Source organism: Seonamhaeicola algicola, assembly GCF_007997385.1.
GTDB lineage: Bacteria > Bacteroidota > Bacteroidia > Flavobacteriales > Flavobacteriaceae > Seonamhaeicola > Seonamhaeicola algicola.
Window position 1 is genome coordinate 123,741 of the sequence record NZ_VOSC01000025.1, and the last position, 26,405, is coordinate 150,145.

21 protein-coding genes and 1 tRNA gene are annotated in these 26,405 nt (G+C 31.1%); 9 read left to right on the top strand and 13 right to left on the bottom strand.

The genetic code is table 11. The features are described from left to right. Positions 1–13: 13 nt before the first annotated feature. Positions 14–2,086, bottom strand: a complete 2,073-nt coding sequence (locus tag FUA26_RS09265; protein WP_147134857.1) for a hypothetical protein — start codon at positions 2,084–2,086, stop codon at positions 14–16. Positions 2,087–2,405: 319 nt separating this feature from the next. Between FUA26_RS09265 and trxA the strand changes: the two genes are divergently transcribed. The 4 genes from trxA (at position 2,406) to FUA26_RS09285 (ending at position 4,510) form a co-directional block, all read left to right on the top strand. Continuing rightward, positions 2,406–2,723, top strand: coding sequence for a thioredoxin (gene trxA, locus FUA26_RS09270; RefSeq protein ID WP_147134858.1), 318 nt, complete (start codon positions 2,406–2,408; stop codon positions 2,721–2,723). Positions 2,724–2,818: 95 nt separating this feature from the next. Next, positions 2,819–3,364 carry a ClpP family protease gene (locus tag FUA26_RS09275; RefSeq protein WP_147134861.1) on the top strand — a complete coding sequence of 182 codons (546 nt, stop codon included), beginning with the start codon at positions 2,819–2,821 and terminating at the stop codon, positions 3,362–3,364. Between the two features lie 12 nt (positions 3,365–3,376). Beyond that, a complete protein-coding gene (locus FUA26_RS09280; protein ID WP_147134864.1) occupies positions 3,377–4,306 on the top strand; it encodes a DUF58 domain-containing protein in 930 nt (309 codons plus the stop codon). Between the two features lie 130 nt (positions 4,307–4,436). Further along, positions 4,437–4,510, top strand: a tRNA-Asp gene (locus FUA26_RS09285). A 246-nt stretch (positions 4,511–4,756) separates the two neighbouring features. Here FUA26_RS09285 and FUA26_RS09290 read toward each other — a convergent pair. The 10 genes from FUA26_RS09290 to FUA26_RS09335 all read right to left on the bottom strand — a co-directional run bounded on the left by FUA26_RS09290 (position 4,757) and on the right by FUA26_RS09335 (position 19,657). After that, complete coding sequence (locus FUA26_RS09290; protein ID WP_147134867.1) at positions 4,757–6,244, bottom strand: hypothetical protein; 1,488 nt, start codon at positions 6,242–6,244, stop codon at positions 4,757–4,759. A 4-nt stretch (positions 6,245–6,248) separates the two neighbouring features. Next, entirely contained in the window at positions 6,249–6,737 is a 489-nt protein-coding gene (locus FUA26_RS09295; RefSeq protein ID WP_147134870.1) for a protein-disulfide reductase DsbD domain-containing protein, read from the bottom strand. A gap of 7 nt (positions 6,738–6,744) precedes the next feature. After that, entirely contained in the window at positions 6,745–7,929 is a 1,185-nt protein-coding gene (locus FUA26_RS09300) for a TlpA disulfide reductase family protein (protein WP_147134873.1), read from the bottom strand. A gap of 19 nt (positions 7,930–7,948) precedes the next feature. Next, positions 7,949–9,151 carry a TlpA disulfide reductase family protein gene (locus FUA26_RS09305; RefSeq protein ID WP_147134874.1) on the bottom strand — a complete coding sequence of 401 codons (1,203 nt, stop codon included), beginning with the start codon at positions 9,149–9,151 and terminating at the stop codon, positions 7,949–7,951. Positions 9,152–9,170: 19 nt separating this feature from the next. Next, complete coding sequence (locus FUA26_RS09310) at positions 9,171–10,400, bottom strand: TlpA disulfide reductase family protein (protein WP_147134877.1); 1,230 nt, start codon at positions 10,398–10,400, stop codon at positions 9,171–9,173. Between the two features lie 4 nt (positions 10,401–10,404). Continuing rightward, positions 10,405–11,610: a TlpA disulfide reductase family protein gene (locus tag FUA26_RS09315; RefSeq protein ID WP_147134880.1), complete on the bottom strand. Its 1,206-nt coding sequence runs from the start codon at positions 11,608–11,610 to the stop codon at positions 10,405–10,407. Between the two features lie 2 nt (positions 11,611–11,612). Continuing rightward, on the bottom strand, positions 11,613–12,995 hold the full coding sequence (locus FUA26_RS09320) for a TlpA family protein disulfide reductase (RefSeq protein WP_147134884.1): 1,383 nt from the start codon (positions 12,993–12,995) through the stop codon (positions 11,613–11,615). A 183-nt stretch (positions 12,996–13,178) separates the two neighbouring features. Continuing rightward, positions 13,179–14,714 carry a RagB/SusD family nutrient uptake outer membrane protein gene (locus tag FUA26_RS09325; protein WP_147134887.1) on the bottom strand — a complete coding sequence of 512 codons (1,536 nt, stop codon included), beginning with the start codon at positions 14,712–14,714 and terminating at the stop codon, positions 13,179–13,181. A gap of 11 nt (positions 14,715–14,725) precedes the next feature. Further along, a complete protein-coding gene (locus tag FUA26_RS09330; RefSeq protein WP_246109116.1) occupies positions 14,726–18,358 on the bottom strand; it encodes a SusC/RagA family TonB-linked outer membrane protein in 3,633 nt (1,210 codons plus the stop codon). A 156-nt stretch (positions 18,359–18,514) separates the two neighbouring features. Beyond that, complete coding sequence (locus FUA26_RS09335) at positions 18,515–19,657, bottom strand: FecR family protein (RefSeq protein ID WP_147134893.1); 1,143 nt, start codon at positions 19,655–19,657, stop codon at positions 18,515–18,517. Between the two features lie 137 nt (positions 19,658–19,794). Here FUA26_RS09335 and FUA26_RS09340 point away from each other — a divergent pair, with 137 nt between their 5' ends. Further along, positions 19,795–20,361: an RNA polymerase sigma factor gene (locus FUA26_RS09340; RefSeq protein WP_147134896.1), complete on the top strand. Its 567-nt coding sequence runs from the start codon at positions 19,795–19,797 to the stop codon at positions 20,359–20,361. Here FUA26_RS09340 and FUA26_RS09345 read toward each other — a convergent pair. After that, positions 20,358–21,173, bottom strand: coding sequence for a helix-turn-helix domain-containing protein (locus tag FUA26_RS09345; protein ID WP_147134899.1), 816 nt, complete (start codon positions 21,171–21,173; stop codon positions 20,358–20,360). The two genes, FUA26_RS09340 and FUA26_RS09345, sit on opposite strands and share 4 nt — an antisense overlap. Before the next feature lie 198 nt (positions 21,174–21,371). Here FUA26_RS09345 and FUA26_RS09350 point away from each other — a divergent pair, with 198 nt between their 5' ends. The 4 genes from FUA26_RS09350 to FUA26_RS09360 all read left to right on the top strand — a co-directional run bounded on the left by FUA26_RS09350 (position 21,372) and on the right by FUA26_RS09360 (position 25,483). After that, the gene (locus tag FUA26_RS09350; protein WP_147134902.1) at positions 21,372–22,391 is read left to right on the top strand and encodes a LacI family DNA-binding transcriptional regulator; all 1,020 of its coding nucleotides are present in this window, start codon (positions 21,372–21,374) and stop codon (positions 22,389–22,391) included. Positions 22,392–22,698: 307 nt separating this feature from the next. Next, the gene (locus tag FUA26_RS15710; protein WP_186826893.1) at positions 22,699–22,845 is read left to right on the top strand and encodes a hypothetical protein; all 147 of its coding nucleotides are present in this window, start codon (positions 22,699–22,701) and stop codon (positions 22,843–22,845) included. A 117-nt stretch (positions 22,846–22,962) separates the two neighbouring features. Beyond that, a complete protein-coding gene (locus tag FUA26_RS09355) occupies positions 22,963–24,795 on the top strand; it encodes a tetratricopeptide repeat-containing sensor histidine kinase (RefSeq protein ID WP_186826894.1) in 1,833 nt (610 codons plus the stop codon). Between the two features lie 13 nt (positions 24,796–24,808). Then, positions 24,809–25,483, top strand: coding sequence for a response regulator (locus FUA26_RS09360; RefSeq protein ID WP_147134908.1), 675 nt, complete (start codon positions 24,809–24,811; stop codon positions 25,481–25,483). A gap of 273 nt (positions 25,484–25,756) precedes the next feature. On the opposite strand, the gene FUA26_RS09365 is transcribed toward FUA26_RS09360, so the two are convergent. Next, a complete protein-coding gene (locus FUA26_RS09365; protein WP_147134911.1) occupies positions 25,757–26,257 on the bottom strand; it encodes a DUF456 domain-containing protein in 501 nt (166 codons plus the stop codon). Positions 26,258–26,405 lie beyond the last annotated feature (148 nt).

Below are 26,405 nucleotides of genomic sequence, written 5' to 3' on the forward strand. Positions count from 1 at the left end.
TTTTTTTTTATTGTTACATTTCAAAAAACTTCCAGTCTGTCCAAGATCCGTTTATTTTTTTTCTGAATTTTGTACCATCTTCAGTAGTTTCAAATACTAACTCATTGGTACTATTAAGGCCGTAACTTCCTTTACGCCATTCATAATTTGGTTGTGATGATTTGTTGGTGTCAGTTGTGTAAATTGTAATATTTTTTACACTGTTTTCGTAGCATGAATTACTGCTATTGCAATGTCTTTCTAATTTGAATAAACTGTTGTTTGCGTAGCTATAATTGTCAATGTAACCATGTTGCTTGTTTTTTATTTCTCTCTTAATAATGCGTGCTTTATCATCAAAGCTAGCAATGTTAAGTTCTGTGTTGTCAGTTGTTGTAATACTAAAACTAGTGTTGTTTAAAGTTTTAAATATGTACTCTTTGTTAAAGTAAATTTCGGGATTACTGTTTTTATTTTCGTACCTATATATAACTCTTTTCGTTTTAATAGCATCATTAGTGTATGTGTAGCTTTTTTCTTCTTTAATGTTTTTCTTCTTTTTAATTACATTGAACTTTTTTACTGATTTTAGGCGATTTTTGTCATCATAAGTTATGTTATAAATTTCGGCATTTCCGTTTTGCCAAGTTTGAGTTGCGGTTATGGGTAAATTATTATTATAATTTATTTTGAAATTAAAATCGGCTCTACTAGCTATTGAAATGTTGTTAATAATATCATTATTCCAACTTAGTTTTAACTTAGTTGATTCGCCAAATTTCACTTCAGTAATTGTATTGTTTTTCCATATTATAACTATATTTTGATATAAATTATCAAGCACTGGATATTTTATTTTTTGACCTGTTATTCTTCCTTCAGTATCTGTAATGTAATCACCTTCAACAAAAGATGCATATTGCTTATCAGTGGCAACTATAATATTTTTCACAGTACTTATTAGGTTTTTAGCAACTTTATTGTCTTTATTAATATTGCCTTCAGAATAATAAAAATTTGGATTTTTTATGGTGTTTGTTTTGGTTCCTGAGGCCGTTTGTTTAGGTGTGCTTTTAGCAACAGTTTCAGTGGGCTTAATGTTGGTGCTTAAGTTTTTAGTGGTAACCTCAAAATGTCTTGTGGTTAATTCATTCTTTTTAAATTTTTCAATTAACTTATCGGAAATGCTGTTAAAATATTTTCCGTCAGATTTGTCATAACCATTTTCAATTAACTTGTTAGCATATACTTTAGTTTTTTCAGGCATATCTAAAAAATAAAATATTTTAGCTATGTTATAGAAACTAGCATAACGCATTTTAGCCATTTTTTTCTTTGGCCCTTGGTATTTAGAAACTACGCTTTCAAAATAATCAACTATAGGTAATACTTCAGTTTTAATATTTCCTATAGATTGGTTGTATTTCATATTTGAGAAAATACGCTTTAGGTTTTGGTAAGCTTCAGTATGTTTTTGGTATTCAGGGTGTTTTTTGTTGCCCAAAATCCAGAAATGTTCTTTAGCGTTAGTGTATGGTACATAGCCATATGTGTTATTTAAAGCTTGCTCAATTTTGTTAATTATTGCTTTTTTATGTTTTGTATTGTATTCCGCTGCTAAGCTCAATTTGTTTTTTGTAAAGTAGGTATTAGCATCCTTTTCTGAGGTGTATTCGCTACTATTATAAGTGTCTTTCTCTGTGAATTCTGACTTATATCCATTTTCAGAGTTTTCAGAATTATTAACAACAACATTAGCCAATGTTATAAAGCTTACTTTAATAGAGTAAGTGTAGCTAGTAGATATTACATTGCCGTCTTTATCTTTTTTTTCGTGTGTATGTTTAATTATTTCTGTGTTACCTGTTTTAGTGTCATAAATTTTGTAATCAATATGCAAAGTAGCGTTGTTGTTTATTTTAGTGTAACCTTTAATTTGTATGTTTTTTTGATTTGATGAAAACGTTCTTTTACTTTCATCTAATGTTGGTTTTAAAGGAAGTTTTACATAAGAAACATTAAAATATTCCCTGTCTAGATTTGCGTTTTGTGATAATGAGACTGAGCTAATTATTAGTGCTATTAATAAAAGGAGTCTTGTTTTCATAAAAATAATTTTAGTAATTGTTGTTTTTAGTATTGGCGAATATAAAAAAAACATTTTTTTACTTTTTTAACATAAAATTGTATTAAATGGAGTTTTATGTGTTGTTTTATGTTTCAATATGTAATAAATTTGTGTGTTTAGTCTCTTTAGTAATATCTTAGCTTTTTGTTGTTAGTGTGGTGTTTTGTTTAACTTGTAAGTGTTAATAAACCCAAATAATAACGATATAAACAAAACAAATTGTTAGTTTGTAAGCTTCGGCGTTTTTTTTGACTAATTTTGTAATTAAATAATTTGATAACATTTAAAAATATATATTATGGCATTAGAAATAACAGATGCATCGTTTGAAGAAACAGTATTAAAAAGTGATAAACCCGTATTAGTAGATTTTTGGGCTGCTTGGTGTGGACCATGTAGAATGGTAGGGCCAATTATTGAAGAAATAAGCGGTGAGTACGAAGGTAAAGCAGTTGTTGGTAAAGTTGATGTAGATGCTAACCAAGAGTTTGCTGCTAAATACGGTGTACGTAACATACCTACGGTTTTAGTATTTAAAAACGGTGAGGTTGTAGATAGAAAAGTAGGTGTAGCTCCTAAAAACTCATACACTGAGGCTATAGACGCTGCTCTATAATACATATAGAAAAAGAAAATAGGTAAGGTTTGCTGTAATGGCAAACCTTTTTTTATTTTAGAGTAATTTTTAAAATCAAAAAACATAAAAAAACTATGAGTAAAAAAGGTAAAGTACAAGATGCTATAGATGCTAAATTAATAGAAGAACGTAAAGTGTTTTTATGGGGGCAGGTTGATGATGATTCAGCTAAACATGTAATAGATCGTTTAATGTATTTAGATGCTTTAGAAACAGCTACTATTCATTTATATATTAATAGTCCTGGTGGTTATGTAACCTCAGGTTTTGCAATTTACGATTGTATAAAATCGCTAAAAAGCAGCGTATCTACAATATGCACCGGTTTTGCCGCCTCTATGGGTTCAATAATTTTATCAGCAGGAGAAAAAGGCAAACGCTTTATACAGCCACACGCCAGAGTAATGATTCATCAACCAAGTGGAGGTGCGCGTGGGCAAGCAAGTGATATTGAAATAACAGCCAAAGAAATTATTTTAACTAAAGAATTAAGTGCTCAAATTTTAGCTGATAATTGCGGGCAAACCTTTGAAAAAGTAATGAAAGATTTTAACAGAGACCACTGGATGGGAGCTGAAGAATCTGTTGAGTACGGTATTGTTGATGCTGTTATAAAGTAGAATTATTTTTAAATGGATATTCGTCAAGAACTAAATAAAGCTGAAGGTTTTAAGCATATAGGGCTACTTGCCAAACAAGTAGTTGAAGGCTTTATTGCGGGTATGCACAAAAGTCCGTTTCATGGGTTTTCATCAGAGTTTGCTGAGCATAAAATATATAATAGAGGAGAAAGTACACGCCATATAGATTGGAAGCTCTTTGCAAAAACCGATAAGCTTTACACAAAACGTTATGATGATGAAACCAATTTACGTTGCCACATCATTCTAGATAATAGTAGTTCAATGCATTATCCTGAAATGACTCAATTTTCAATAAGTAAATTGAATAAAATAGCATTTTCAGCACTTGCCGCAGCAGCTTTAATGCAAATGCTAAAAAAACAACGCGACGCTGTAGGTTTAAGTATTTATAGTGATGCATACAATTTTTATGCACAAGAAAAAGGCAGTGAGCGCCATCATCAAATGCTATTAAATGCTTTAAGTGAAACAGTCATTAAAAAACCTTTAAATAAACACACCGAAACCTATACCTATTTACATGAAATAGCTGAAAAAATTCATAGACGATCTATGATATTTTTATTCACAGATATGTTTCAAACAGCTGAAGATGATGTTAAACTGTTTGAAGCGTTAAGGCATTTAAAATACAATAAACATGAAGTGGTATTGTTTCATGTTTTTGATAAAGAAAAAGAATTTGCGTTTAATTTTGATAACACACCCAAACGGTTTATTGATGTTGAAACAGGCGAATTTATAAATTTATATGCCAACACCGTAAAAGAAAATTATGTAAAAAAAGTAGAGGCTTATTTTAGTGCTTTGAAATTAAAATGCGCACAGTATAAAATAAAATATGTTGAAGCAGATATTAATAATACGTTTAATCACATATTAACAACTTATATGGTTGAAAGGCAAAAATTTATATAACAGCTAAAAACCTTGTAAACAGCAGGTTTTATTAGTGTTGAATTTTTATTTAAATATTTTTCAAAAAAAGATTAAAAAATGTTTGTGATATTTAAAAAGCCTTGTATATTTGCATCCGCAATCATGCAACGGTCTGGTAGTTCAGCTGGTTAGAATATCTGCCTGTCACGCAGGGGGTCGCGGGTTCGAGTCCCGTCCAGACCGCAAAAATTGCTCAAAAGCCTTAAGACACTTAAGGCTTTTTTTGGCACTTTAAAGAAGTTGTGTTGTTTTATCTCAATATAAGTTGAGGTAAAAAGGTTGAAGATGCTGAAATAAATTCAGCACGAAGCCAATGGAAAGCTTTCCTTTTTTCATTTTTGAAAATTGGGATGCTTTTTTGTTTGTGGTTACAGCAAAAAAAATGAGCTACTAATAGCTCATTTTAAAACTTAATATTGTTGGGGAATATTAAGGAATTACTATGTATTTAAAACCATCACCTTCAGAAAAGTATAGTTTTTTCTTGTTGCTATTAAACCATTTTTGCCATTCTTTTGCAGTGCTAAAAGTTTCATTAGTATACCTTTTTAAAATGCGTTTAGCCATTTCAGTTCTGTCTTTTTTAGCTAGCATAGTAATAGCTGTTTCCAAAATTTTAATGTTGTTATTCGCTATCCCTAAAGCTTTAGCATCTTCATCTACAGCACTCCAATATGTATATCTTTCATCAGGGATAGGATAAAAATAATCCATATTCTCTTTGTAATAGTCCTCATACATTGCCCAGTTTTCTCCAAATTTTTCTTTTAAATGCTTTGGTTCATGCCTAATAGTCCATATCCTAGTTTCTTTTCTAATAGGCATATTTAATTGCATTTTTTCTAATTCAGAAAGTTCTTTTCCTGCTGCTTTTTTAGCTTGTATTTTTTCTTTAGCTAATCGCATTTTTAAAGTGTCTTTATTTATATAATGCAACCAAGCTGCCGAACCTTCATCTGAAACTGTCCATTGGCTTTCTCTCAAATATTGTCTTAAAGGCATTCTTTTTATTTTTCGGGTAATTTGTTTAGTGCCTTTATATTTGGCTATGTAGTGTATAGCATTTATAAAAGCTAGTTTAGCGCTTTCTGTTAAATACTCAGGCGCCGCAGCAAAACCCCAATGCAAAAAGTTTGCATGACGCCCAATAGCAGTGGCCTCTACACCTTTAGAGTTGTAACCGCCAGAAATCCACTCTGCATCTATACCATTATCAAAAGCATAACCTGTAGATACTAAACCTATAGGCATTCCTTTACCTTCTGCATAACCTTCTGTTTGTATACGCCACATTTGTATTGTTTTATCTAAGTCTCTACCGCCATATCTTGCCTTGTAGTTAGCAGGAGTTTCTTTGGTTTCATAAGTTATATTTACTTTGTGAGGGCTATTAAAAATTGGATGTTCTAACTTCATACCGTGTGCATGCGCATCTAAGCATAAGCAAAGATGATCAATTTTTAAATCTCTACCTTCACCTATAAATGCAGAAGGTTCACCTATCATTATAGTTGCTGCATTATAGTTTTCTGTTAAAAACTTTCTGGTGCTATAGCCTATTACTTTTCCGTTTTCATCTTTTTCATACCCACCTGCATAAGGCTTTAAATAATTATCTATAATTGTTACATCATAATCAGATGCCATTTCTTCTTTAAAATCATCTGCATAGACTACAGTAACAAATTTAAAATATTGAGTAATTAAATTTTTAAAATCGTTTGCCCTAGTTTTTCTTAATGCAACTTTGCGTTCTATGTTACTAGATAATCTTTTCTCTCTATCTGTTAATGGTTTGTATGGGTTTGTGCCTACGTATAGAATTTTTAAATCGGACTTTTTTGTTTGACAATAGCTTAGAGGCACTAGTGCTATAATAAAAGTGAAAAGCAATAATTTATGAAGTGATTTTTTCATATCATTAATTTTTTAAAGTTAGTAAAACGTCTTTTTGTGTAGGCGGCAAACATATATTTGTATTGCAGGTTTGGTAAAACAAACCACACTTTATAACATTATTGTTATAGTTTGAAGCTACTTTTATTTGCTGTTTAAACTGAATTGTACCTGTATGTACATACAATTCTCCTTTACCAGGGTAAGCTGTGGGAGTGGGGGTTTGGAGCTCCCCGAAACTTGTAACACCTTCAGGAAGTTCTAATTCTAACTTAGACTGGATGTACGGATCTTGAGGAGATACATAGGCATAAATATGATAACCTTCTAAAATTGTAGCATTAAAAATTAATGTTTTAATAGTAGAATCTTCTGTAGACTCTATGCTTGCATTAACTTTTACAGGATCTAAAGGTGTTGGCGCATCAAATTCATTGCCCGTAGTTTGTGCAACAATTGTACAGTTAATAGTAATAAAAGCTGTAAGTACTATAAAATGTTTTAAACGCATCATTTTTATATTAGCTTTTAAGTAGTTCTTCAAGCATCTTAAAGGCTTCTTCTCCGCTACCTACAAATCGTTTAATTATTTTTCCTCTTCTGTCAATTATAAACTTCGTGGGAAACCCTTGTACGTTGAACCTGTTTACAAAATTATCAGGTGTATTATTTTTATCGCTCATTAGCTGTATCCAGCCATAATTATTCTTATCTACAAAAGCTTGTATTTTTTCTTTTGTGTCCCCAGAGTTAATACCAAGAACTACCAAATTATCTTTATGTTTTTCTTGAAATTTTTTAACTTCTGGCATTTCTGCAACACAAGGGCCACACCAAATACCCCAAAAATCTATAAGTACATATTTTCCTTTTAGGCTATTAATATCAAAAGTACCTCCATTTAACGTTGCATTCGTTTTTATGCTAGGTACAGGAGAGCCATCGGCAGTTTCTTTAATACCTTGTACTCTTGTTGCCACATCTTTATAATCTGCATATTCTGCTAAATCTGTAGATAATAAATTAAACAATTCTTCTGCCTGCTCATTGGTAATTTGAGTACGTAACATTAAATCATTTAAATACCAAGCCGAAGACAAATCATTAGGATTATTTTTTATATGATTAACTAAAGCATCTATAGATTTTTTAAAGATGATTTCAGATTTTTTTTCAATTTCTTCTTTTTTAGTTTCATCATCAGCATAAGTACTTTCTACGGCTAGGTTACCCATTTCGTTATACATTGGATACATAAGTTTATTTACTTTTGCTAAACCATCATTAAAAGCATCACCACTTGGGTAGGCATCAAAAAAATCTTTTGCTTCGCCTTTAATTGTAATATTTGCCCCTGGCGATGCATATACCATAATGTAACCGCATTTTACAGGGAAATAACCTCTGCCGCCTTTAGGAATTTTAGATAGTTTTTTATCTGGTCCTTTAAATGAAGGGAACACTCGTATCATAGCTAGTTTAGATATGTTTGTGGTTAATTTAAACTTGCCATTAGTAACCACAATAGAGTCTGATGGTGTATTTCTTGTATATTCCTTATCTGGGTGCCTAAAGTATAAATTACCGTTTAATCCTTTGATTTCTCCAGTAATTGTAAATGATTTATTGTTAGTTTGAGCATTATTTTGCTTAAAACTAGTAAGTGCAATAAAGCAAACTAACACTGTTTTGTAAATATTTTTCATTTTAATTTTATTTTAATTATTATGGTCTAAACAATTCTTTAAGTTTAGCATCTAATTCTTCTTTTGTAGGGTTTCTAAGTATAATTTTCAGATTATTATCTAGCAAATAGGTAGTTGGTAAAAAGGGTACGCCATAAGCATCAGCTACATCTCCATTACGCCCAATGCTTTTTTTGTTAACATCAAAAACATGTAGCCAAGGAGTTTGGTCTTTTACAATGGCATCTCTCCAATTTTTATCTTTATCACCAGTGGCAACGCCTACAACCTCAAAACCATCATTTTTGTATGTACTGTAAACCCTTTTTAACTTAGGAAAAGATGCCCTGCAAGGTACACACCAGCTAGCCCAAAAGTCTACCAGTATATATTTTGCGTTAACCTTAGAGAGTGTTAAGTTTTCTCCAGATACTGTTTTTAACGTAAAATCTGGAGCTACAGAACCTGGAACAAATTTTTCTACATAATCTTGGTATGTTTTTTTAATAAAGGCAAAAGAACTAGCCTTAACTGCATCACCTTTAAAAAGGTTGTAAACTGCTTTCATTTCTTCTCTAGACATCATAATTTCACTAAAAGCTATGCCCATAATTTTAGGACCAATTGGCGAGCTAGGGTTATTTTTAACAAAGTTTATTTTAAACGCTTTAAGCTCTTCTTGCTGCTGTTTTTCCAATGGTTCTAAAGCATCCATTTTTTGTTTTACTTGCTCCATTAAAACACTGTCTTTAGACTGTTTTGCTGCCATAACCATTTCTCTGAATCCTTTAAAAGCACTATACTTATCTTGGTTTCTTATACTATCCATTTTTTGCATTTGTAACTCGTACAAATCTTGTGTTATAGAACCTGTTACTTTAGCAGGATTGTATCCGTTTCCTTTATCAGATTTTGATATATCTATGTTTATTGCAATAGCACTGTTTTCTAAGTAAAAATAAACATTGGTGTTTGGCTCTATTTGTATATTCACCATATCTATATAATCTACTTTACCACTAAACATAAATGTGCCATTGCTAATTTTAACACTATCTAAAACTACAATGGGGTCTGTAAATAAAGATGGTGTACTTTTAAGTCGCACCCAAGTGCCATCTTCTGCACCGTTAACAGTTCCTGTAATAGTGTAACCATTATGCGCTTTGTTTTTTGTGCAACTTATACATAATAGGCAGCTAATAAGAAGGGCTCCTGTTAATTTTAAAAAAGAATTTTTCATAGTTTATTTTTAATAATGGTTAATACCCGAACAATTCTTTTAGCTTAGCATCTAACTCTTCTTTTCTAGGATTTCTTAATATTATTTTTTGATTGCTATCTACTAAAAAAGTAGTAGGTAAAAAAGGTACGCCATAAGTAACAGAAACTTTGCCATACGCACCTTTACCCTTGCCTGTAGGGGCATCAACAGCATCAAAAAGATGTATCCAAGGGGTTTGGTCTTCTTCTATAGCTTTACGCCATTTATCTTCTTGATCTGCAGTACCAATACCAACTACTTCAAAGCCATCTTTACTGTATTTTTTTCTAAGTTCTTTTAAATGCGGAAACGAAGCTCTACATGGCACACACCAGCTAGCCCAAAAGTCTACCAACTTGTATTTTGCATCTATTTTAGATAGGGTAACAGGTGTATCATTTAAATTGTTTAGTGTAAAATCTGGTGCTGTTGCTCCAGGTGCTAATGATTTTAAAACCTCGTCATATGTTTTTTCATAATAGGCAAACATAGCGGTTTTTTTAGCATCGTCTTTAAACACATTATAGTAAGTTTCTAGTTCTTCATTAGTCATTCTACTTTCGCCATAAGAAAATCCTAAAATATAAATAGCTACTGGTGAAGAAGGGTTATTTTTAACAGTGTTGTATTTAAACTCTTTAACCTCTTTTGCTTGTTGTAGCAGCATTTCTCTTAAGCCTGAAATTTTATTTCTATAAGCTTCTATCTTGCTTTCGTCTTTAGATTTATAAGCAGCATCCATTTCTGCCCTAAGATTAAGTATTGGGCCAAATTTAGGTTGGTTTCTTGCACTGTCTTCTTTAGCCTTTAGTGTATTGTATGTTTTTTGATGTACAGAACCTGTTACTATTGGGTTTGGTATTAAGCCACCTCTTTCTGCATTGGTTGTGTCCATAGCAATAGTTATGTTACTATTGTCTAAAAATAGATACGACCTGTATTTATCATTGATAACTATATTAACTTGATCTACAAACGCTACTTTACCTTTAAGCTGAAACTTTCCGTTTACAATTTGAGCACTGTCTAGCACTGTAATTTTTCTTTTTGGATCTCTGTTGCCATAATCGTTTAAAGTTATAAGTGCTTTACCAGAGTTTATACCATTTATGGTGCCATTAATTACAAAACCATTTTCAGTTTTAGGTTCTTTTTGTTGATTTTTACAAGAAGCCAGACTTAATGTAATAACTGTTATTAATAATATATTTTTTAATGTATTCATCATATAATTAATGCTTAAAAACGTCTTTTAATTTAGTATCTAACTCTTCTTTTGTTGGGTTGCGCAGCACTATTGTATTATTGGCATCTAATAACAAGGTTGTTGGTAAATGCGGTACACCATAGGCTTTAGCTACAGGGCCATAACTTGCTCTGCCTTTAACTACTGGTGCTACATCAAAAACATGTAGCCAAGGGGTTTGGTCTTCTTCAATAGCTTTTTTCCATTTCTCTTCTACATCGGCAGTACCTATACCAATAATTTCAAAGCCATCTTTTTGGTATTTTTTTCTAAGCTCTTTTAAATGTGGGAAAGATGCTCTACAAGGTACACACCAACTAGCCCAAAAGTCTACTAACTTATATTTAGCATTTACTTTAGATAGGGTTATGTTAGTGTTTTCTAGGTTTTTTAAAGTAAAATCGGGCGCTGTATTGCCAACACCAATATTTTCAAAATTATCTTTATAAACTTTGGTTATATAACTTTTAAAAAAGTTTGTTTTACGTGCATCTCCAGTAAATAGGTTATAATACTCTTTTAATTGTGCATCGTTCATTCTGCCTTCAGAATATTGATAGCCTAATACATGCACTGCAACAGGAGAGCTAGGGTTTTGCTTAACAAAATTGTATTTTACTTTTACACGTTCTTTTGCTTGTTCTTCAATTAAAGGCATAAGCTCTTTTTGAGCAGCTAAAGCAATATCCATATCTTTTTGGTTTTTAGATTGCTTAGCTTTGTCAAATAAAGCACGTAGTGTATCTATTTTTTTAAATTTAGGATTATTTAAGGCTGCAATAGATTTTTCTTCCATTTCGGTATACAAATCATGACTTTTAGAGCCTTTTACAATTGGTTTAAAGTATGTGTTTCTTTCGTTTCTATCAGTAACATCAATATCTAAAGTAATATTGCTGTTTTCTATAATAAAACGGCCATTGTATTTATCATTTACAATAACACTTACCATATCAGGGTGTTCAACGTTTCCTTTAAACTTAAACGTACCATTAACTATTTCTGTACTGTTAATAGTTTTAATTTTAGAGCGGTCTTGCACACCTTCTTCGTTTAGTTTTATAGTGCCATTATTTACACCCTTAACAGTGCCTGTAATAATGTAACCAGTGTGGGTTTCTTGTGTTTCAGGTTTATTTTTACAGGCTAACATTGTAATTAAAGTAATTATTAGCAAAATGTTTTTTTTCATAATTAAATGTCTAAGGTGTTAAATAGTTCTATTAGTTTTTCGTCAGAAGGTCTAGGAGCATTTGCTTGTACAATATTGCCTTGAGGATCAATAAGTATAAATTGAGGAATGCCCATTATTTTATATTGTGAAATGAATGATGTGTTAAAATCATTATCAGTTATTAATTGGATACCGCCCATTTCTTTTTCGGCAATCATTTGTTTCCATTTGTCTTTATCCTTTTGCTTATCTGTTGAAATACTAACAAAGTGAATGTTTTTATCGTGGTATTTTTCTTCAACTTTTTTTAAGAATGGAATTTCATATTTACAAGGTCCGCACCAAGTAGCCCAAACATCTATGTACACATACTTCCCTTTTAAGTCATCTAATGATGTTGTGCCTCCTGCATAATTTTCATAGTTATTAAATTTAGGTGAAGGTTGCCCTTTATCTAAGATCTTTAAAGATTCGTGAAGTTCTTTTATTTTACTTATATGTTTTTGGTTTGTTGAAGCATTTATAAAATCTTGAAGGTCTTTATCTTTATTTTTAGACATTGGTAAACGCATTGAAATAGCTTTGTATAATTCGGCATTTTTAATGGTTTGGTTGCTTATTTCATATAATGCTTTAGCGTTAGCTTCTTGGTAAGGTAATGAGTCTTTTTGGTAATACTCATAGGCTTTTTGCCTTATGTTATTGCTAACCATTGCTTGGTAATCTGATGAGTATAAATAATCTTCGGCATTATTAAGAGATAGGTTGTTTAGCTCTTGTTTAAATGTTCCTGAGGCTTTAAAATCTCTGTTTTTTGAAAAATAACCATGCATTCTTTCGTATTGAGATTTTTTTGTTAACCTTCCGTAGTTAATGGCTCTTAGTTCTTTTGTTTTTATGTCATCTGGTATGTTTTGTATGGCATTTAGGCGTTCTTCTAGGTTGTTTTTAAAATTTGTAATTTTTGTTTCAAAAGTAGCTTCGTCAGCACTGTAATTATTTTCTCTATTTTCCATAAAGCCAATATTTTGAGCTTCTTTGTAAACAAAATAATTGTTTAACTCTGCATTGCTTCCCGATAGTTTTAGGCTTTTTATAGCATCTTTTTCATTAGCTTCAAGGCTAATGTTAGCGCCTTGTGTTATGTAGGTTGCAAATCTTAAATTGCCAAAGCGTATATTGTATAAGCCATTTTCTTCAATAAATAGTGTATCTGAAAACGCACCGGTGTCTTTAACATTTATAGTTTTAGTAAAGCCGTTAAGTGCACTAACTTTAAGTTCGCCTCCTTTTGTGTTACTAATGTTTCCAGAGAACAAAGCGTAGTTAACAGGAGTTTCTTTTTTGCATGCCCAAAGCATAATAATTGAAAATGCAATGGTTATAAATTTTATTTTGCCCATACTTTAAGGTTTTTAAATAGAGTTTTGTGTTTTTATATATGAAGAATTTTAGGCTATGCTACCCTTAAATATTTTAGTTAATAATTTGTTAATTAACTGTGGTTTATGCAATAGCTTACAGAGAAAACAAGGCTTATAATTTATATTTATAAGCCTTGTTTGAAAAAATAACTAACAAAATAATTAATACTGATTTTGTTCTAGCTCTCCGTTGGAAATTAAAATTTCTTCATTTGGAATTGGAAAGGCGTATTTTCTAGATTTTACATCAAGTGTTGTAGTTACGGGTGTTTCTCCTCCAAAAATAGCACTTGAGTTAAAAGGGTAGAATGTTCTTGATAAGATAACATCATCAGCAGGGTTATCATTATTGTTATAGCGTTTAATATCATACCATCTGTGAACAAATGGCATTTCTCTACGGCGCTCTTCAATAATTTTAGTTAACGCTTCTTCTTGTGATGCTGCTGTTAAGTTAATAGCATTTGTAGGTGCAGATGCATCCATACGAGCAGCTCTTAGAATATTGGCGGTTTCTAAACCTTCTGCCCAAGCATTTTGACGAATTTGACACTCAGCTTTTATTAGAAGCATTTCTGGTACTGATGGGCCGTTAGGAATATCACTCTTAAAAAAGAAAATGTAACCAGGGTAGCTAAATGGCGGAGAAATAGCACCACGAGCATATGAGTAATTTTCAACTACGTGAAATTTATATCTTAAATCATAATCTTCATCATACAGGCTTAGTAGGTCTTGCGAAGGCCAATATGCCCATGCAGTATTTACTAACATTCTGAAGTAGTATGATTCACCAAACTCTAACCTGTCTTCAACTACGCGTTGTTGATCATGAGTATATGGGTAGAATATTTCAACTTGCTCTGGTGCAGGATTAAAAATAGTAGCAAAGCTTGGGATATCTGAAAAACGCATACCAGTATTGTAATTTCTAAGTGTGTTGTATTTATCTAAAGCTTTTTGTGCATATTCTTGTGCTAAACTATAGTTGTTTAAAGCTAAGTAAAACCTAGCAGCAAAACCATTTACGGCTGCAGTACTTGCGCGCCAAGAATTGTTTAAACCATTTTCTGTGCCAAAGCTGCGTGTTATTTCTAAGGCATTCATTAAATCAGATTCAATGAAGTTGTAAGTTTCACCTAATGTGGCTCTGGCTGTACTTTCACTAAAACTTGTGGTTTGTTTAATGGGTAAGCCTAGTTCATCTAAATTAGCATCAGAATATGGTAAGCAAAAAACATTTGCTAATACAAAATAGCTATAGGCTCTAATAAAGTAACACTCGGCCTTTATGTTAGCTTTTTCTTCTTCTGAGGCAGCAACACCATCAATTTGTTCAATTATATAATTGGCTGTAAATACTTTTTCCCATTCTGCAGGCCATCCAGAAAATCTGGCCGATTCATTGGCTGCCAACTCAGTGTTCCAAGTACCATAAATTGCATCTGATGCAGAGTAAGCTCTATTAAAATTATCAAACATTGTAGTGGTTAACTCAAAATCATCTGAAGAGAAAATTAGAGGGTAAATGGATTCCTGATAGAACTCATTATAGTTGTTTAGTAGCGCTTCAAAATCTTCTAAAGATTCTGGTGTTACAGAGTCGTTTTTAGAAGGATTTTCTTCTAAAAAATCATCACAACTAAAAAAAGCTGTAATTAGTAGTAATGTTACTATATATTTATATGTTTTTTTCATAGTGTTTTTTTTTAAAAGTTTAAATTCATACCAAATGTAAAAGTAGCCTGTGGCCTTAAGGTGCCTTTAGGGAACTCAGGGTCTTCATCAAAATCATTAAATAAAACTACACCAACATTATTTGCTTGTGCGTAAAGACTAAAGCTATTTAACCCTAATTTAGAAGTTAGTTTTTGAGGTAAATTATAGGTTAAGTTAATTTCTTGAAATCTTATATGATCTGCGTTTTCAGTTAAATAGTTCATGTAAGGGTAAAACCTACCGTAGAAAAAATATCTAGGTTGGTTCTCAGGTATTGGTATAATGCTATTAGGGTTACCATTGGCAACTTCATTATATTTTTCATTAACACTAGAGTTTCCTCCTGTAAAAGCATCGTAATTAAAGCTTTGTCTTCTAAATACATGTCCAAACTTACCTGTTACAATAAATGATAGGTTAAAATCATATAATTTAAAAGAGTTTCTAAAACCAACAATTGTAGGCGCATTGGTAGTACCTTGTGCCTCCATAAATAATCTTGCATCACCATTTACAAATGTAGTTAAAGGTGCAAGCTCACCGTTTACACCTATTACGGTTGGTTCTGGTGTACCACTGCCAAAATCAAACATGCCTCCGTATTTATAAGACCAAAGTGTATTAGCATCATAATCTTCGCGGTATGAGGTTGTGGGACCTGACGTTAATTCAGTAGCATCATAAACCCCTCTTTTAAAACTAGTAATTTCATTTTTGTTATGTGAAAATGTTAAATTACCAGACCAAACAATATCATTGCCGCTAATTGGTAGTGTGCTACCTAAGCTAATTTCAACACCTTTATTTACCATTTCGCCTCTGTTTAATAACTGGCTTGTTGTGCCGTAAACCGATGTTAAGTTTTGGTTTACAATTAAATCTTTACCTTGTTTGTTGTAAACATCTATGGCGCCATTAATTTTATTATTGAATAATGAAAAATCTGCACCAATATTCCAGCTATACGTTTTTTCCCAACGTAGCTCAGGATTTCCAAGGTCTGTTATACTTGCTGTTATTTGGTTTGTAACATCGTTTAAAGAATTACTTAAATTAATTAATGGTGTGAAAGAGGCACTAGGTATAATATTACCACCAGCACCATAAGTGGCTCTTAACGATAACCTATCAACCCATGTTAGGTTTGCCATAAATTCTTCTTTTGAAATATGCCAACCTAAGCCAACTGACCAAAAAGGGTCATAGCGTAATTCTGGGTCTGGAGCCACAATATTAGCTGCATCTGTTCTGTAGCTACCAGAAATGGTGTACTTATTATTGTATGAATAAGCTAAGTTACCATACATAGAAAAGAATCTGTTAGTTCTTTCTGTAAATGTGTGTTCTGGTGCTAGGTTGAAATTATAGAAAAAACTAGTAAAGCGTGCAGGAAAAAAGTTCCATAGTGAGTGTGTGTCTACATCAGCTAATAAGCGTGATGTTGTTAATCTTTCAGGGTCATAACCAAAGGCTGTTGGGTTTGACGTTGTAGAAAACACTCTGTTTGATACCTCTGTGCCTGCTATAAAATCTATGTTGTGTTTATCTCCAAATGTGCGGTTGTAGCTTAATTGGTTTCTAAAGTTATAAGACCTAATTTCACTTTTTCCTTGTTCTAAAATACCGCCTTTAGGTACTAATTGTGTTGGTACTCCGCCAAAATTCCATTCAGGACCAGATGTTTCGTTAACAAATTGGCGTACATCAAATGTTTTTTCGCTATAATAGTTTTCGGCATCAGAGTTAAAAATTTCGTACTGAATTCTAGATGATAATTTCATGCCTTTAATGAGGTCTAAAGTTAAGCCTGCATTAATTCTAGCATTTAATTGTTTGGTGTTTAAATCTCTGTTGTTTACTTCAGTTATTGGGTTGTATGACCAATCTGAATACGCAAAATTATTAAAAGGAACAAAGGCGTTTAAGTTTGGCCTGTAATATTTTAAATAAGACATATCTGTTAAACTGCCATCATCATTTCTAAGCATATCCCATGGTGCTAAAGATTTAATGGTGTTTAACATGCCGCCTGTACCAAATAAAGGGTCTTCTTGTCCAGAGTTTGTATCAATATCGTTATGCTGTAGCATAGCGCTAAACTCAAAATTAAGTCTTTTACTTAGCTTGGTGTTATTTCTAAAATTTACCAAGTATTTTGTTTGTTTATCACCTTGAAAAAAAGTTTTACTATCTTCATACATTAAAGATAAGCTGTTAGACATTTTTTCATTGCCACCATTAATGGCTATATTGTGTTGGCTTACTAATGGAGCGTTTAATAAATTATCTCTAATTTGTTTTTTATTGTCTAAAGATGCTAAATAGGCAAGAGTAGCATCTCTATCGGCTTCAGATATTCTACCTAATCTAGCTTCGTTCATAGCTACAATAGCTTGAGATTGTGCTCCTAAATCTCTTGGGCTAATTCCTGGAGGGTTGCCTATAACGCTACCAAAAAAGTTTGTGTTAAAACCAGCCTGTTCATAGGCTAGAGTTTCTTGTGAGTTAGCTCTTGCTAAGGCATAATCTAAATCAATTTTACTAGAAGCTCTTACAAACGAAGACACTGAAACACTGGTTTTTCCTTTTTTTCCTTTTTTTGTTGTAATTACAATAACGCCATTTGCAGCTTTAGCACCCCAAATAGAGGCCGCAGCGGCATCTTTTAAAACAGTTACACTTTCTACGTCATTAGGGTTTATAGTGCCAAAACCACCTTGAATGTTAGGGCTGTTGCTGCCAAAAATGCCCAAATCTCCTGCAATATTTAAACCAGAATCTATAGGGAAACCATCTACAACAATAAGCGGTTGTGCGTTTGCTGTTAATGAAGATTGCCCTCTAATTTGAATATCAATAGAACCATCGGCATTAGTAGTTGTTTGTAAACCAGCTACAGCACCTGTTAATCTTTCAGCAATACTGGTTGAAGGTTTTTCAATTTGAGTTTTAGAAACACCCACATATGACCCTGTTGCGCGTTCTTTAGAAATTTCGCGGTATCCTGATGAAACAATTACAACTTCATCAAGAGAGCTTAATTCTTCTTTTAACTCAATGTTATAAAAAGTTTTACTTGAAGTAATTTGTGTTTTGAAATATTCATAACCTAAGCCAGAGGCTACTAAATAATATCCAACTTCAGCTTTTAATGAGAATTTACCATCAATATCGGTAGCGGTTCCTCTAATTATAAAATCGCTAGATATTTTACCAGAGCCAGGTTCTCTACTTGCTACATACACAGTAATACCGGGTAAGGGCATGCCATTTTTATCAGTAATAGTTCCTGTTAATACTATATCTTGTACATCAGCAGCTTTTCTAATGGTAATGGTATTGTTGGCAGAAATATTAAACTTAAAGTTGCCTTTTGAGAGGCTTTTTTCTAAAAGTCTGTTCGCTTTTACAATACCTTTTTTTACATCTACTTTTGGGTAGTTTCTAAACATGTCAGACCTGTAAATAAATCTGTAATCTGTTTGTGCTTTAATTAGATCAAAAACTTCATCAACAGAAAGGGTTTGGTCTGCTTCAATTTTCACCTTAGCATTTTGAGACATAATGTTTGTGGATGAGAAGCCAAAAACTGTGGTACATAATAAGAATATAAATGTTCTCATAATGATTTTAGGGAGCTTTTTTCTTAACAAGAAAAAAACCTTTGTTAATTTAAATTCCATAAATTTGTTAGCGTTAATTAGTTAGACATTAATTAATTGATTAGGGGGAACTTGAGGTTTGTGTTGTGAGAATTCCTAGCCTCATTTCCCTTTTTTTTACCTAAATATTATAGTTTTATTATTTATTTCATACGGTACATTGTTTGTGTTGTAAATTGTATTTAGTATTTCTTCTATAGTTTGGTTTTTATCTAGTATTCCTGTAAACTCAATGTTTTCTACGTCTTTATTAACAAAAACAACATCAGAGTCATACCACCTTGTAAGTACTTTCATTATTTTATTAAGGGGCATATCTTTAAAACTAAATACGCCACTTTTCCATGATACTACGCTATAAATATCGGTTACATTGTTTAGGGTAATATTGTTGGTTGTTTTGTTTAATACTGTTTGTTGGTTTGGTTTTACAGCAACAATACTAGCGCCTAATTTTAAATTTATTTTACCTTCAATAAGTGTAGAGTAAATTTCATTTTCGTTGTTATATGCTTTAATATTAAACTCTGTGCCTAATACTTCAATTTCTTGGTTATTTGTAGTAACACTAAATTTAGTGCCGTTGTTTTTGTGACTTGGAGACACATCAAAATACGCTTCGCCATAAACTAGCTCAACCTGTCTTTTTTCTGTGTTTGCAAAACTTACAGGATATTTAAGTTTAGATTCTGAATTTAACCAAACCTGTGTGCCATCATCTAATTTTAAATAATATTGCCCGCCTCTTGGTATGGTTAAATAATTGTATGCAGTTTCAGTGCTTTTTTGGTTAGGCTTGTTATAAACTATTTCTTCGCCATTGCTAGAAATGTTGCTTGTAATGTAATTTTGGCCTTTGGCTAGTGTTATGTTTGTACCGTCTCCTAGGGTTAAAATAGCTTTGTCTGTACCCGTTTCAATATTGTTATTTACAATAATTGGTGTGTTGTTATATTGGTTTTTATTGTTTAAAAAGAAAGAAACAGCTAATAATAATACCACTGAGGCAGCAGCTGCATATTTAAATATGTTCTTTTTATAAAATGGAATAACCTTAGGTTTTTTGTTAATTTCTTTCCAAACATTATTTAGGGCTTCATCAACATTTACACTTGTGTAGGTGTTGTTTAGGTTAAAATCGTCCGTTATGAAATTTTTAAATATTTCTTGGTTTTTGGGTTTTTTTAACCAGTCTTTTAGCTTATTTAGTTCTATATTATCAATAGAATTGGTTAAGTATTTAATAATTATCTTTTTCAATTTTTTGTAAATTATGTGGTGTTATATTTATGTGTCGGTTTAGTTTTATAAAAACCCTTAAAAGAATTTAACATTTTTTTTAAATTTTTTTTTTAGGATTTATATTTTCACTTTTGTGTATAAGAATGGATTAATTAATGCAGGATTTAGATCTTATACATGCTATAAAATTAGATGATAAGAATGCTTTTGAAGTATTGTTTCAAAAGTATTACACTAATCTTGTGAATTATATTTTGGTTTACACACAGCATAAACCTACGGCCGAAGATATTGTGCAACAGGTGTTTATAAATATTTGGGTTAAGCGTAGTGAACTTAATGTTACCAAATCTGTTAAAGGATATTTATATACCGTGGCTCATAGAGCTTACATTGATTTTTATAGAAGTACTAAACGTAGAGATGCTTTTTTTGATGAGTTAAAAGAAAAAGCTTTACGAGATGCTATTAAAGAAAATAAACACATAGTTAAGCAGCGCATAAGAAAATTACAACAAATTGTAGAAACACTGCCACCTAAATGCAAGGAGATTTTAGAACTCAATAAATTACACGGATTAAAATATCAAGAAATAGCTGAGAAACTTCAAATTTCGGTTAAAACAGTTGAGTCTCAAATGCGTATAGCTTACCAACGTATTAGAGAAGGTTTTGATAATGATTCTACAGTGTTAGTATTTATTACAGATTTGTTTACTTAATGTTGTAATTTATAAGCACTGGGTGTAAAACCAATGTGCCTTTTAAAATACTTTGTAAAGTGTGAGTTGTCTTTAAAAGATAGGGTATAAGCAATTTCGGTAATAGTTTTATCTGTGTAAAGCAACAGGCGTTTGGCTTCACTTAAAATATAATCTGAAATAACTTCTGAAGCAGATTTTCCGCATTCATTTCTGCAACTTGTATTTAAATTTTGCGGGCTAGTATTTAGCAGTTCAGCATAATATTCAACACTATTTGATAGCTTATTTTCATTAGCTAATAAATCTGTAAATTTATGATACACACTGTTGTTTAACTGTTGGTCATTGGTGTTAAATTGTAAAAGTTTACCTAATAAAGCTTTTAGCAAACCTTCAATAATACTTCTGCTTTTAGTTTTACTTTTATATTCAGTAGATAACAGTTCAAAAATTGTAATAATAGAGGTGTTGTCTTTTGGTGTAAAATGAGTAAACGCACTTATTTTTAATAATAATTGATGTAATTCAAAATCAGCACAATCATCAATAAATTCTTTTTTAATAATAATTACAAAGCCTTCAGGTTCTGTGGTTATGTCCCAAAAGTGGACTTGCTCTTTTCTTACAACAAAAAAAATAGGAGGTTTAATAGTAATTTTTAAGTTATCAATAGCATGATACCCAGTTGCATTTGTAAAGTAAACAAACTCTAAATATTTGTTGTGTTTGTGGGGCGCCGTTTTTCTAACACTTTTTTTAAAAGGTTCAATTTTTATTGTGTCTATAGATTGAGTTTTGTCTTTTATTTTTAAAACTGCAGCGTCTTTCATTATTTAAAATGTCAATTTACAAAAACACAAATTTAGTGCTTACTTTTAGTTAATGCTTAAAATTTAAGTTCAAATTAGGTAGTAAAAGGGTTTTATTTGGCTATATATAATTTTTATATAGTTTTTACATGTTATAAATTCATACTTTTTTGCTTCAAGTTATTTTGTAAATTGCGGGGCAGATTAATAGTTTAATATATGGTAACATTAAAGCAGTTAGCAAGAGAGTTGAATGTTTCAATATCAACGGTTTCTAAAGCACTTAATAATAGTGAAGAAATTGGAGAAGAAACTGTAAGGCGTGTAAAAGAGCTTGCAGAACTGTATAATTATAAGCCAAATAAAGTTGCTTTAAGCCTAAAGCAAAACAAAACTAAAACTATTGGTGTAATTATTCCTAACATATTAAATCATTTTTTGGCTAAAGTTTTATTTGGTATAGAGCGTGAAGCCACTAAACTTGGTTACAATATAATAACGTGCATATCAAACGAATCTTTAGATAAAGAAAAAGAAAGTTTGCAAATTCTGGCAAATGGTAGTGTTGATGGTTTTATATTAAGTGTTGCCGAAGAAACCCAAATTAAAAACGAAGTTGATCATTTTAAAAAAACCATTAGTCAAGGCTTACCTATTGTAATGTTTGATAGAGTGGCACATGATGTTATGTGCGATAAAGTTATTGTTGATGATTTTGATGCTACTTATAATGCAACAAAAGGGCTGTTAAATGAAGGAAGAAAGCGTATAGCATTTATTAGTAATATAGATCAAATTAGTGTTGGTAAACTTAGAGAGCGTGGTTATGCAAAAGCCATTTTAGAAAACCATGACATGGAACCTATTACGCTAATAATTAAAAAGAAAGACGATCATCAAAAGAAGATAAAATCGTTTTTAAAGAAAAATAAAGATATTGATGGCGTTATTGCTGCCGATAGCTCATCAGGCATTATTGCAATTAACACAGCGGTAAACCAGGGAAAGAAAGTGCCTAAAGATATATCTGTTATAGGTTACGCTAGTAGAGCAGATTCAAATCATACACTCCCACGATTAACCACAATAAGGCAACATGCCAAAGTTATTGGAGCTAATGCAGCCCAAATGCTGGTTCATAGGTTACAGAACATGCACTTAAATGAAGATGTAAAGACTAAAATAGTGAAAACCAGCTTAGTAAAAACAAAATCTATTTTGAAAGAAAATAACCCATAATCTGTGCTTTAACGATTTTATTTACTTTTTATCGATTTTATAATTACTATAAGTGTATTTTAACCTAGTTTAGCAACGCTTAACAGAAATATCACCCTCAGTTGTTAAGTAATTTAATCCATTTTAAATAGTGAATTTCTTTCACAACCTTCCCTCATAATTAAATTGCGTGTTTTTTTCGCGTCAATTTAAGGTTAATTATTCCATTGTACCCTCAACAGTCAGGTTTTGATGTATTTCAAAATCTAATAGAAATGAGTTTTTCAAAAATTTAAATAAATAATTAAACCTTAAAAACCGAAAAATTATGAAAGCCCTAAAAATTACTTTAGCAATTGCAGTTTTATTAGCAACTTTAACTTCTTGTACTAAACAAGATTTAAATGAAGACGATGTATTAGAATCTCCTGACACTAAAGAAGCACCATACACTGGTGGTAATGGTCAAGACTAGTTTTAATTCTTAATCATATTTGTAAAATCCTGTGCCATGGCACAGGATTTTTTTGTTTAAGCATTTTTAATTTTAAAATATTACTATAAATTTGAGAATATAAAAATTATTATTTTCTTGAAGTTTAACTTACTGCATATAGTTTTAATGTGTGTTTTTTTAACTACAAATGCACAAATAACTAAAAATTTAGAATCTGTAGATTCTATTCAAAAACAACTGAAGTTGTTAAAAACAAACGATTCTTTAGAAATTGCAGGTAAGTATTTTCAAATTGGCGAAATTTATAGAAAATCTTTGTTAGGTGATAGCGCATATCATTATTTAAGAAAAGCCGAGAAACTATTTAAAGCCTATAACAGTAAATACGAAAGTGCCATGGCACTTTATGGTATAGCAGTAAGTCAAACTTATGATAAAGATTATACAGGAAGTGAACTAACATCTACCGAAGCTAGAGCTATTTTAAATGAATTGCCACCTACAAATAATGTAAATATGTATAAAGCTTACATATTTAATAATTTAGGTATTGTTTATGATGAGTTAGAGCAGTTTGAAGAATCTATTAATTATTATGAAAAATCATTACAATTAAAACGTAGTTTAGAAGGTGATTTTGAGAGAAGTATAGGCTTAACTTTAAATAATTTATTAAAAGTATACAGGCGGGCCGGAAAGTATAATTTGGCCATTGAAAAGTTTAATGAAATAGTTGCAAACAAAAATCTTATTAAAAATTATCCTGATGTATATGTACTAGCATTAGGTAATTACGCCTATACATTATACCAATCAAAAAACCATGAACAATTACCAGGTTTATATTTAAAAGCATTAAAAATTAGTGATAGTATAGGGGGCAGATATAATTCCATAATACTACATCAGCATTTAGCCGAATTTTATAATGATTTAAACAAGAAAGATTCAGCTAAATATTATGGCTACAAAGCCAAAGCGCTTTCAGAAGAATTTAATAATGATGATTTATTAAAATCCTTACGCATTCTTTCAAAAATTGAAACAGGTGAAGTTGCTGCAAACCACTTAAGAAATTACGTTGTATTAAACGATAGTTTGCAAAAAATTGAACGCGCCAGACGTGATAAATTTGCCAGAATTAGGTTTGAAACTAAACAAATTGAGCAAGAAAATATTCGTATAAACAAAGAGCGCATGTGGCTTTTAATTATAACAATAGTAATTATTATAACATCATTTTTACTATACCTAATAATACTTCAACGTAATAAAAATAAAGAATTACAATTTGCACAAAAACAACAAGCTTCCAACGAAGAAATTTATAATTTAATGCTATCTCAAAATGAAAGTATTGAAGAAGCCAGAACTTTAGAAAAAAAACGTATTTCAGAAGAATTGCATGATGGCGTTTTAGGGCGCTTATTTGGTACACGCTTAAGTTTAGATAGCTTAAATATGAACAATACAGAGCAAGCTATAAAAACCCGTAGCCAATATATAAATGAGTTAAAAGCTATAGAAGAAGATATAAGAAAAGTATCACATGAATTAAATACCGATTTTGTGTCTGGTGCTGGATTTATAGATATAATTAAAACCTTAGTTGAAACCCAAACATCAGTATATAATTTAAAATACAAACTATTACATGATGATACCATTAATTGGGATGCTGTAGCTAACAAAAATAAAATTCATATATACAGAATTATTCAAGAAACCCTTCATAATATTCACAAACACGCCAATGCTTTATTTGTTAAAATTAGTTTTAAACTAAAAAATAATGTAATTTGCTTAACGCTTGAAGATAATGGAAACGGTTTTGATGTAGATAAAGCTAAATCGGGCATAGGCTTAAAAAATATGACATCAAGAATAAAAGACATTAAAGGCAAACTAAACATAACATCAACAAAAAACAAAGGAACAACAGTAACAATTGAAGTTCCTATAGCATAAAACCATTGTTTTTATGACTGAAAAAATTAAAATTTTAATGATTGATGATCATCCAATGATTATTGAAGGTTATCAAAATACACTCTTATTCACAAAAAAAGATACTCAAGATTTACAAATAGATATAGCTAATAATTGCGATGAGGCGGTTAAACTTATGGATAAGTCTGTAAAAGAAAATTACCCTTATAATTTATTATTCATTGATATTAGTTTACCACCGTCAACAGATGGTAGAATGAGTTCTGGCGAAGACTTAGCGGAATATGCTAGGTCTATTTTACCAGACGCAAAAATTATAATCTTAACTATGTTTAATGAATCATTTAGAATTCATAACATTATAAAAAATATTGAACCTGAAGGTTTTTTAATTAAAAGTGATTTAACATCTAGTGAGCTAGCAAGTGCATTTCAGGCTGTATTAAACAACCCACCTTTTTACAGTGGCACTGTTAATAGTTATATTAAAAAGGTAATAGCAAGTGATATTGTTATTGATGAAAAGAATAGAAAAATATTATATTTGCTTTCGCAAGGTATTAAAACTAAAAACTTAGCTTCGCATTTAGATATTTCTTTAAGTGCAGTTGAAAAACGAAAAAAACAATTAAAAGAACTCTTTTCTGTAGAAGACGGACAAGATGAAACGCTATTAAACGAAGCCAGAAAAAAAGGTTTTGTTTAGTTTTATTAATTTATTCGACGAACGGTATTTTATATCGATTATTTTGTAAGCGCTTGTGTTTTAAAGGGTTTTGGTTAAAAAATACGCGCGTACTACTCAAAAAATACTCAATTCCATAACTAATTTACGGTTTTTCCACAGTAAATATTGGCTTACATTATGTATCTTTGTACTGTCAACACTTCAAAAATTAATTAATCCCTCAATTTTTTTTGTTGATAATAGCAATTTACAGCCCTGTGGAGGTGAGAGACCCACAGGGCTCTTCTTTTTTTAATTGATTATTAGGTTTTTATATTCCCAAAGTATTGATAAGAATAAACCTAAATACACCATAGCTACAATAAATTTTATAAAAGTAGAAGTTAAAAACCCCACTAAAGAACCAAAAGCAGCTTTTAATGCTGTTGCGCTATCTGCTTTATTTAAAATTTCGCCAATGTAGGCGCCTAAAAATGGTCCTATTATTATACCAAAAGGTATAGGAGTTATTATGCCAATAATTAATCCAACTGATGTGCCAATAACACCATATTTACTTCCTCCATATTTTTTTGTGCCTATAGCGGGTATAATATAATCTAATACCCAAATTATAATAGCAACTAATAATGTTACTATTAAAAAAGATTTATTTGCGGGTATTGCATTGGTTAAATGTAAAATTAAAAGGCCAACCCAACTAGTTATTGGTCCTGGTAAAACCGGTAAAAAGCTACCAATAATACCTAAAACCATAAATAGCATTGCTATGATAATTAATAAAATGTCCATAAAAATAGTATTTATTATATAGACCTAATAGGAGAATAATTGTTACAAAGTATTATGTAATATGTTTGTTTTTAGTTGTTTGCTTTTTAAACATCGATGAAAAGTATGTCTATTGCAACAAAACAACTAATATATGCAACATATGTTT

Excerpts from the sequence above, each read along its gene's own strand:
- FUA26_RS09340 (WP_147134896.1), top strand. The coding sequence starts at position 19,795 with ATGCAGGATTTAGATCTTATACATGCTATAAAATTAGATGATAAGAAT.
- FUA26_RS09265 (WP_147134857.1), bottom strand. The coding sequence starts at position 2,086 with ATGAAAACAAGACTCCTTTTATTAATAGCACTAATAATTAGCTCAGTC.
- FUA26_RS09350 (WP_147134902.1), top strand. The coding sequence starts at position 21,372 with ATGGTAACATTAAAGCAGTTAGCAAGAGAGTTGAATGTTTCAATATCA.
- FUA26_RS09365 (WP_147134911.1), bottom strand. The coding sequence starts at position 26,257 with ATGGACATTTTATTAATTATCATAGCAATGCTATTTATGGTTTTAGGT.
- trxA (WP_147134858.1), top strand. The coding sequence starts at position 2,406 with ATGGCATTAGAAATAACAGATGCATCGTTTGAAGAAACAGTATTAAAA.
- FUA26_RS09345 (WP_147134899.1), bottom strand. The coding sequence starts at position 21,173 with ATGAAAGACGCTGCAGTTTTAAAAATAAAAGACAAAACTCAATCTATA.
- FUA26_RS09305 (WP_147134874.1), bottom strand. The coding sequence starts at position 9,151 with ATGAAAAATTCTTTTTTAAAATTAACAGGAGCCCTTCTTATTAGCTGC.
- FUA26_RS15710 (WP_186826893.1), top strand. The coding sequence starts at position 22,699 with ATGAAAGCCCTAAAAATTACTTTAGCAATTGCAGTTTTATTAGCAACT.
- FUA26_RS09315 (WP_147134880.1), bottom strand. The coding sequence starts at position 11,610 with ATGAAAAAAAACATTTTGCTAATAATTACTTTAATTACAATGTTAGCC.
- FUA26_RS09330 (WP_246109116.1), bottom strand. The coding sequence starts at position 18,358 with ATGAGAACATTTATATTCTTATTATGTACCACAGTTTTTGGCTTCTCA.
- FUA26_RS09325 (WP_147134887.1), bottom strand. The coding sequence starts at position 14,714 with ATGAAAAAAACATATAAATATATAGTAACATTACTACTAATTACAGCT.
- FUA26_RS09320 (WP_147134884.1), bottom strand. The coding sequence starts at position 12,995 with ATGGGCAAAATAAAATTTATAACCATTGCATTTTCAATTATTATGCTT.
- FUA26_RS09295 (WP_147134870.1), bottom strand. The coding sequence starts at position 6,737 with ATGATGCGTTTAAAACATTTTATAGTACTTACAGCTTTTATTACTATT.
- FUA26_RS09275 (WP_147134861.1), top strand. The coding sequence starts at position 2,819 with ATGAGTAAAAAAGGTAAAGTACAAGATGCTATAGATGCTAAATTAATA.
- FUA26_RS09290 (WP_147134867.1), bottom strand. The coding sequence starts at position 6,244 with ATGAAAAAATCACTTCATAAATTATTGCTTTTCACTTTTATTATAGCA.
- FUA26_RS09360 (WP_147134908.1), top strand. The coding sequence starts at position 24,809 with ATGACTGAAAAAATTAAAATTTTAATGATTGATGATCATCCAATGATT.
- FUA26_RS09280 (WP_147134864.1), top strand. The coding sequence starts at position 3,377 with ATGGATATTCGTCAAGAACTAAATAAAGCTGAAGGTTTTAAGCATATA.
- FUA26_RS09300 (WP_147134873.1), bottom strand. The coding sequence starts at position 7,929 with ATGAAAAATATTTACAAAACAGTGTTAGTTTGCTTTATTGCACTTACT.
- FUA26_RS09310 (WP_147134877.1), bottom strand. The coding sequence starts at position 10,400 with ATGATGAATACATTAAAAAATATATTATTAATAACAGTTATTACATTA.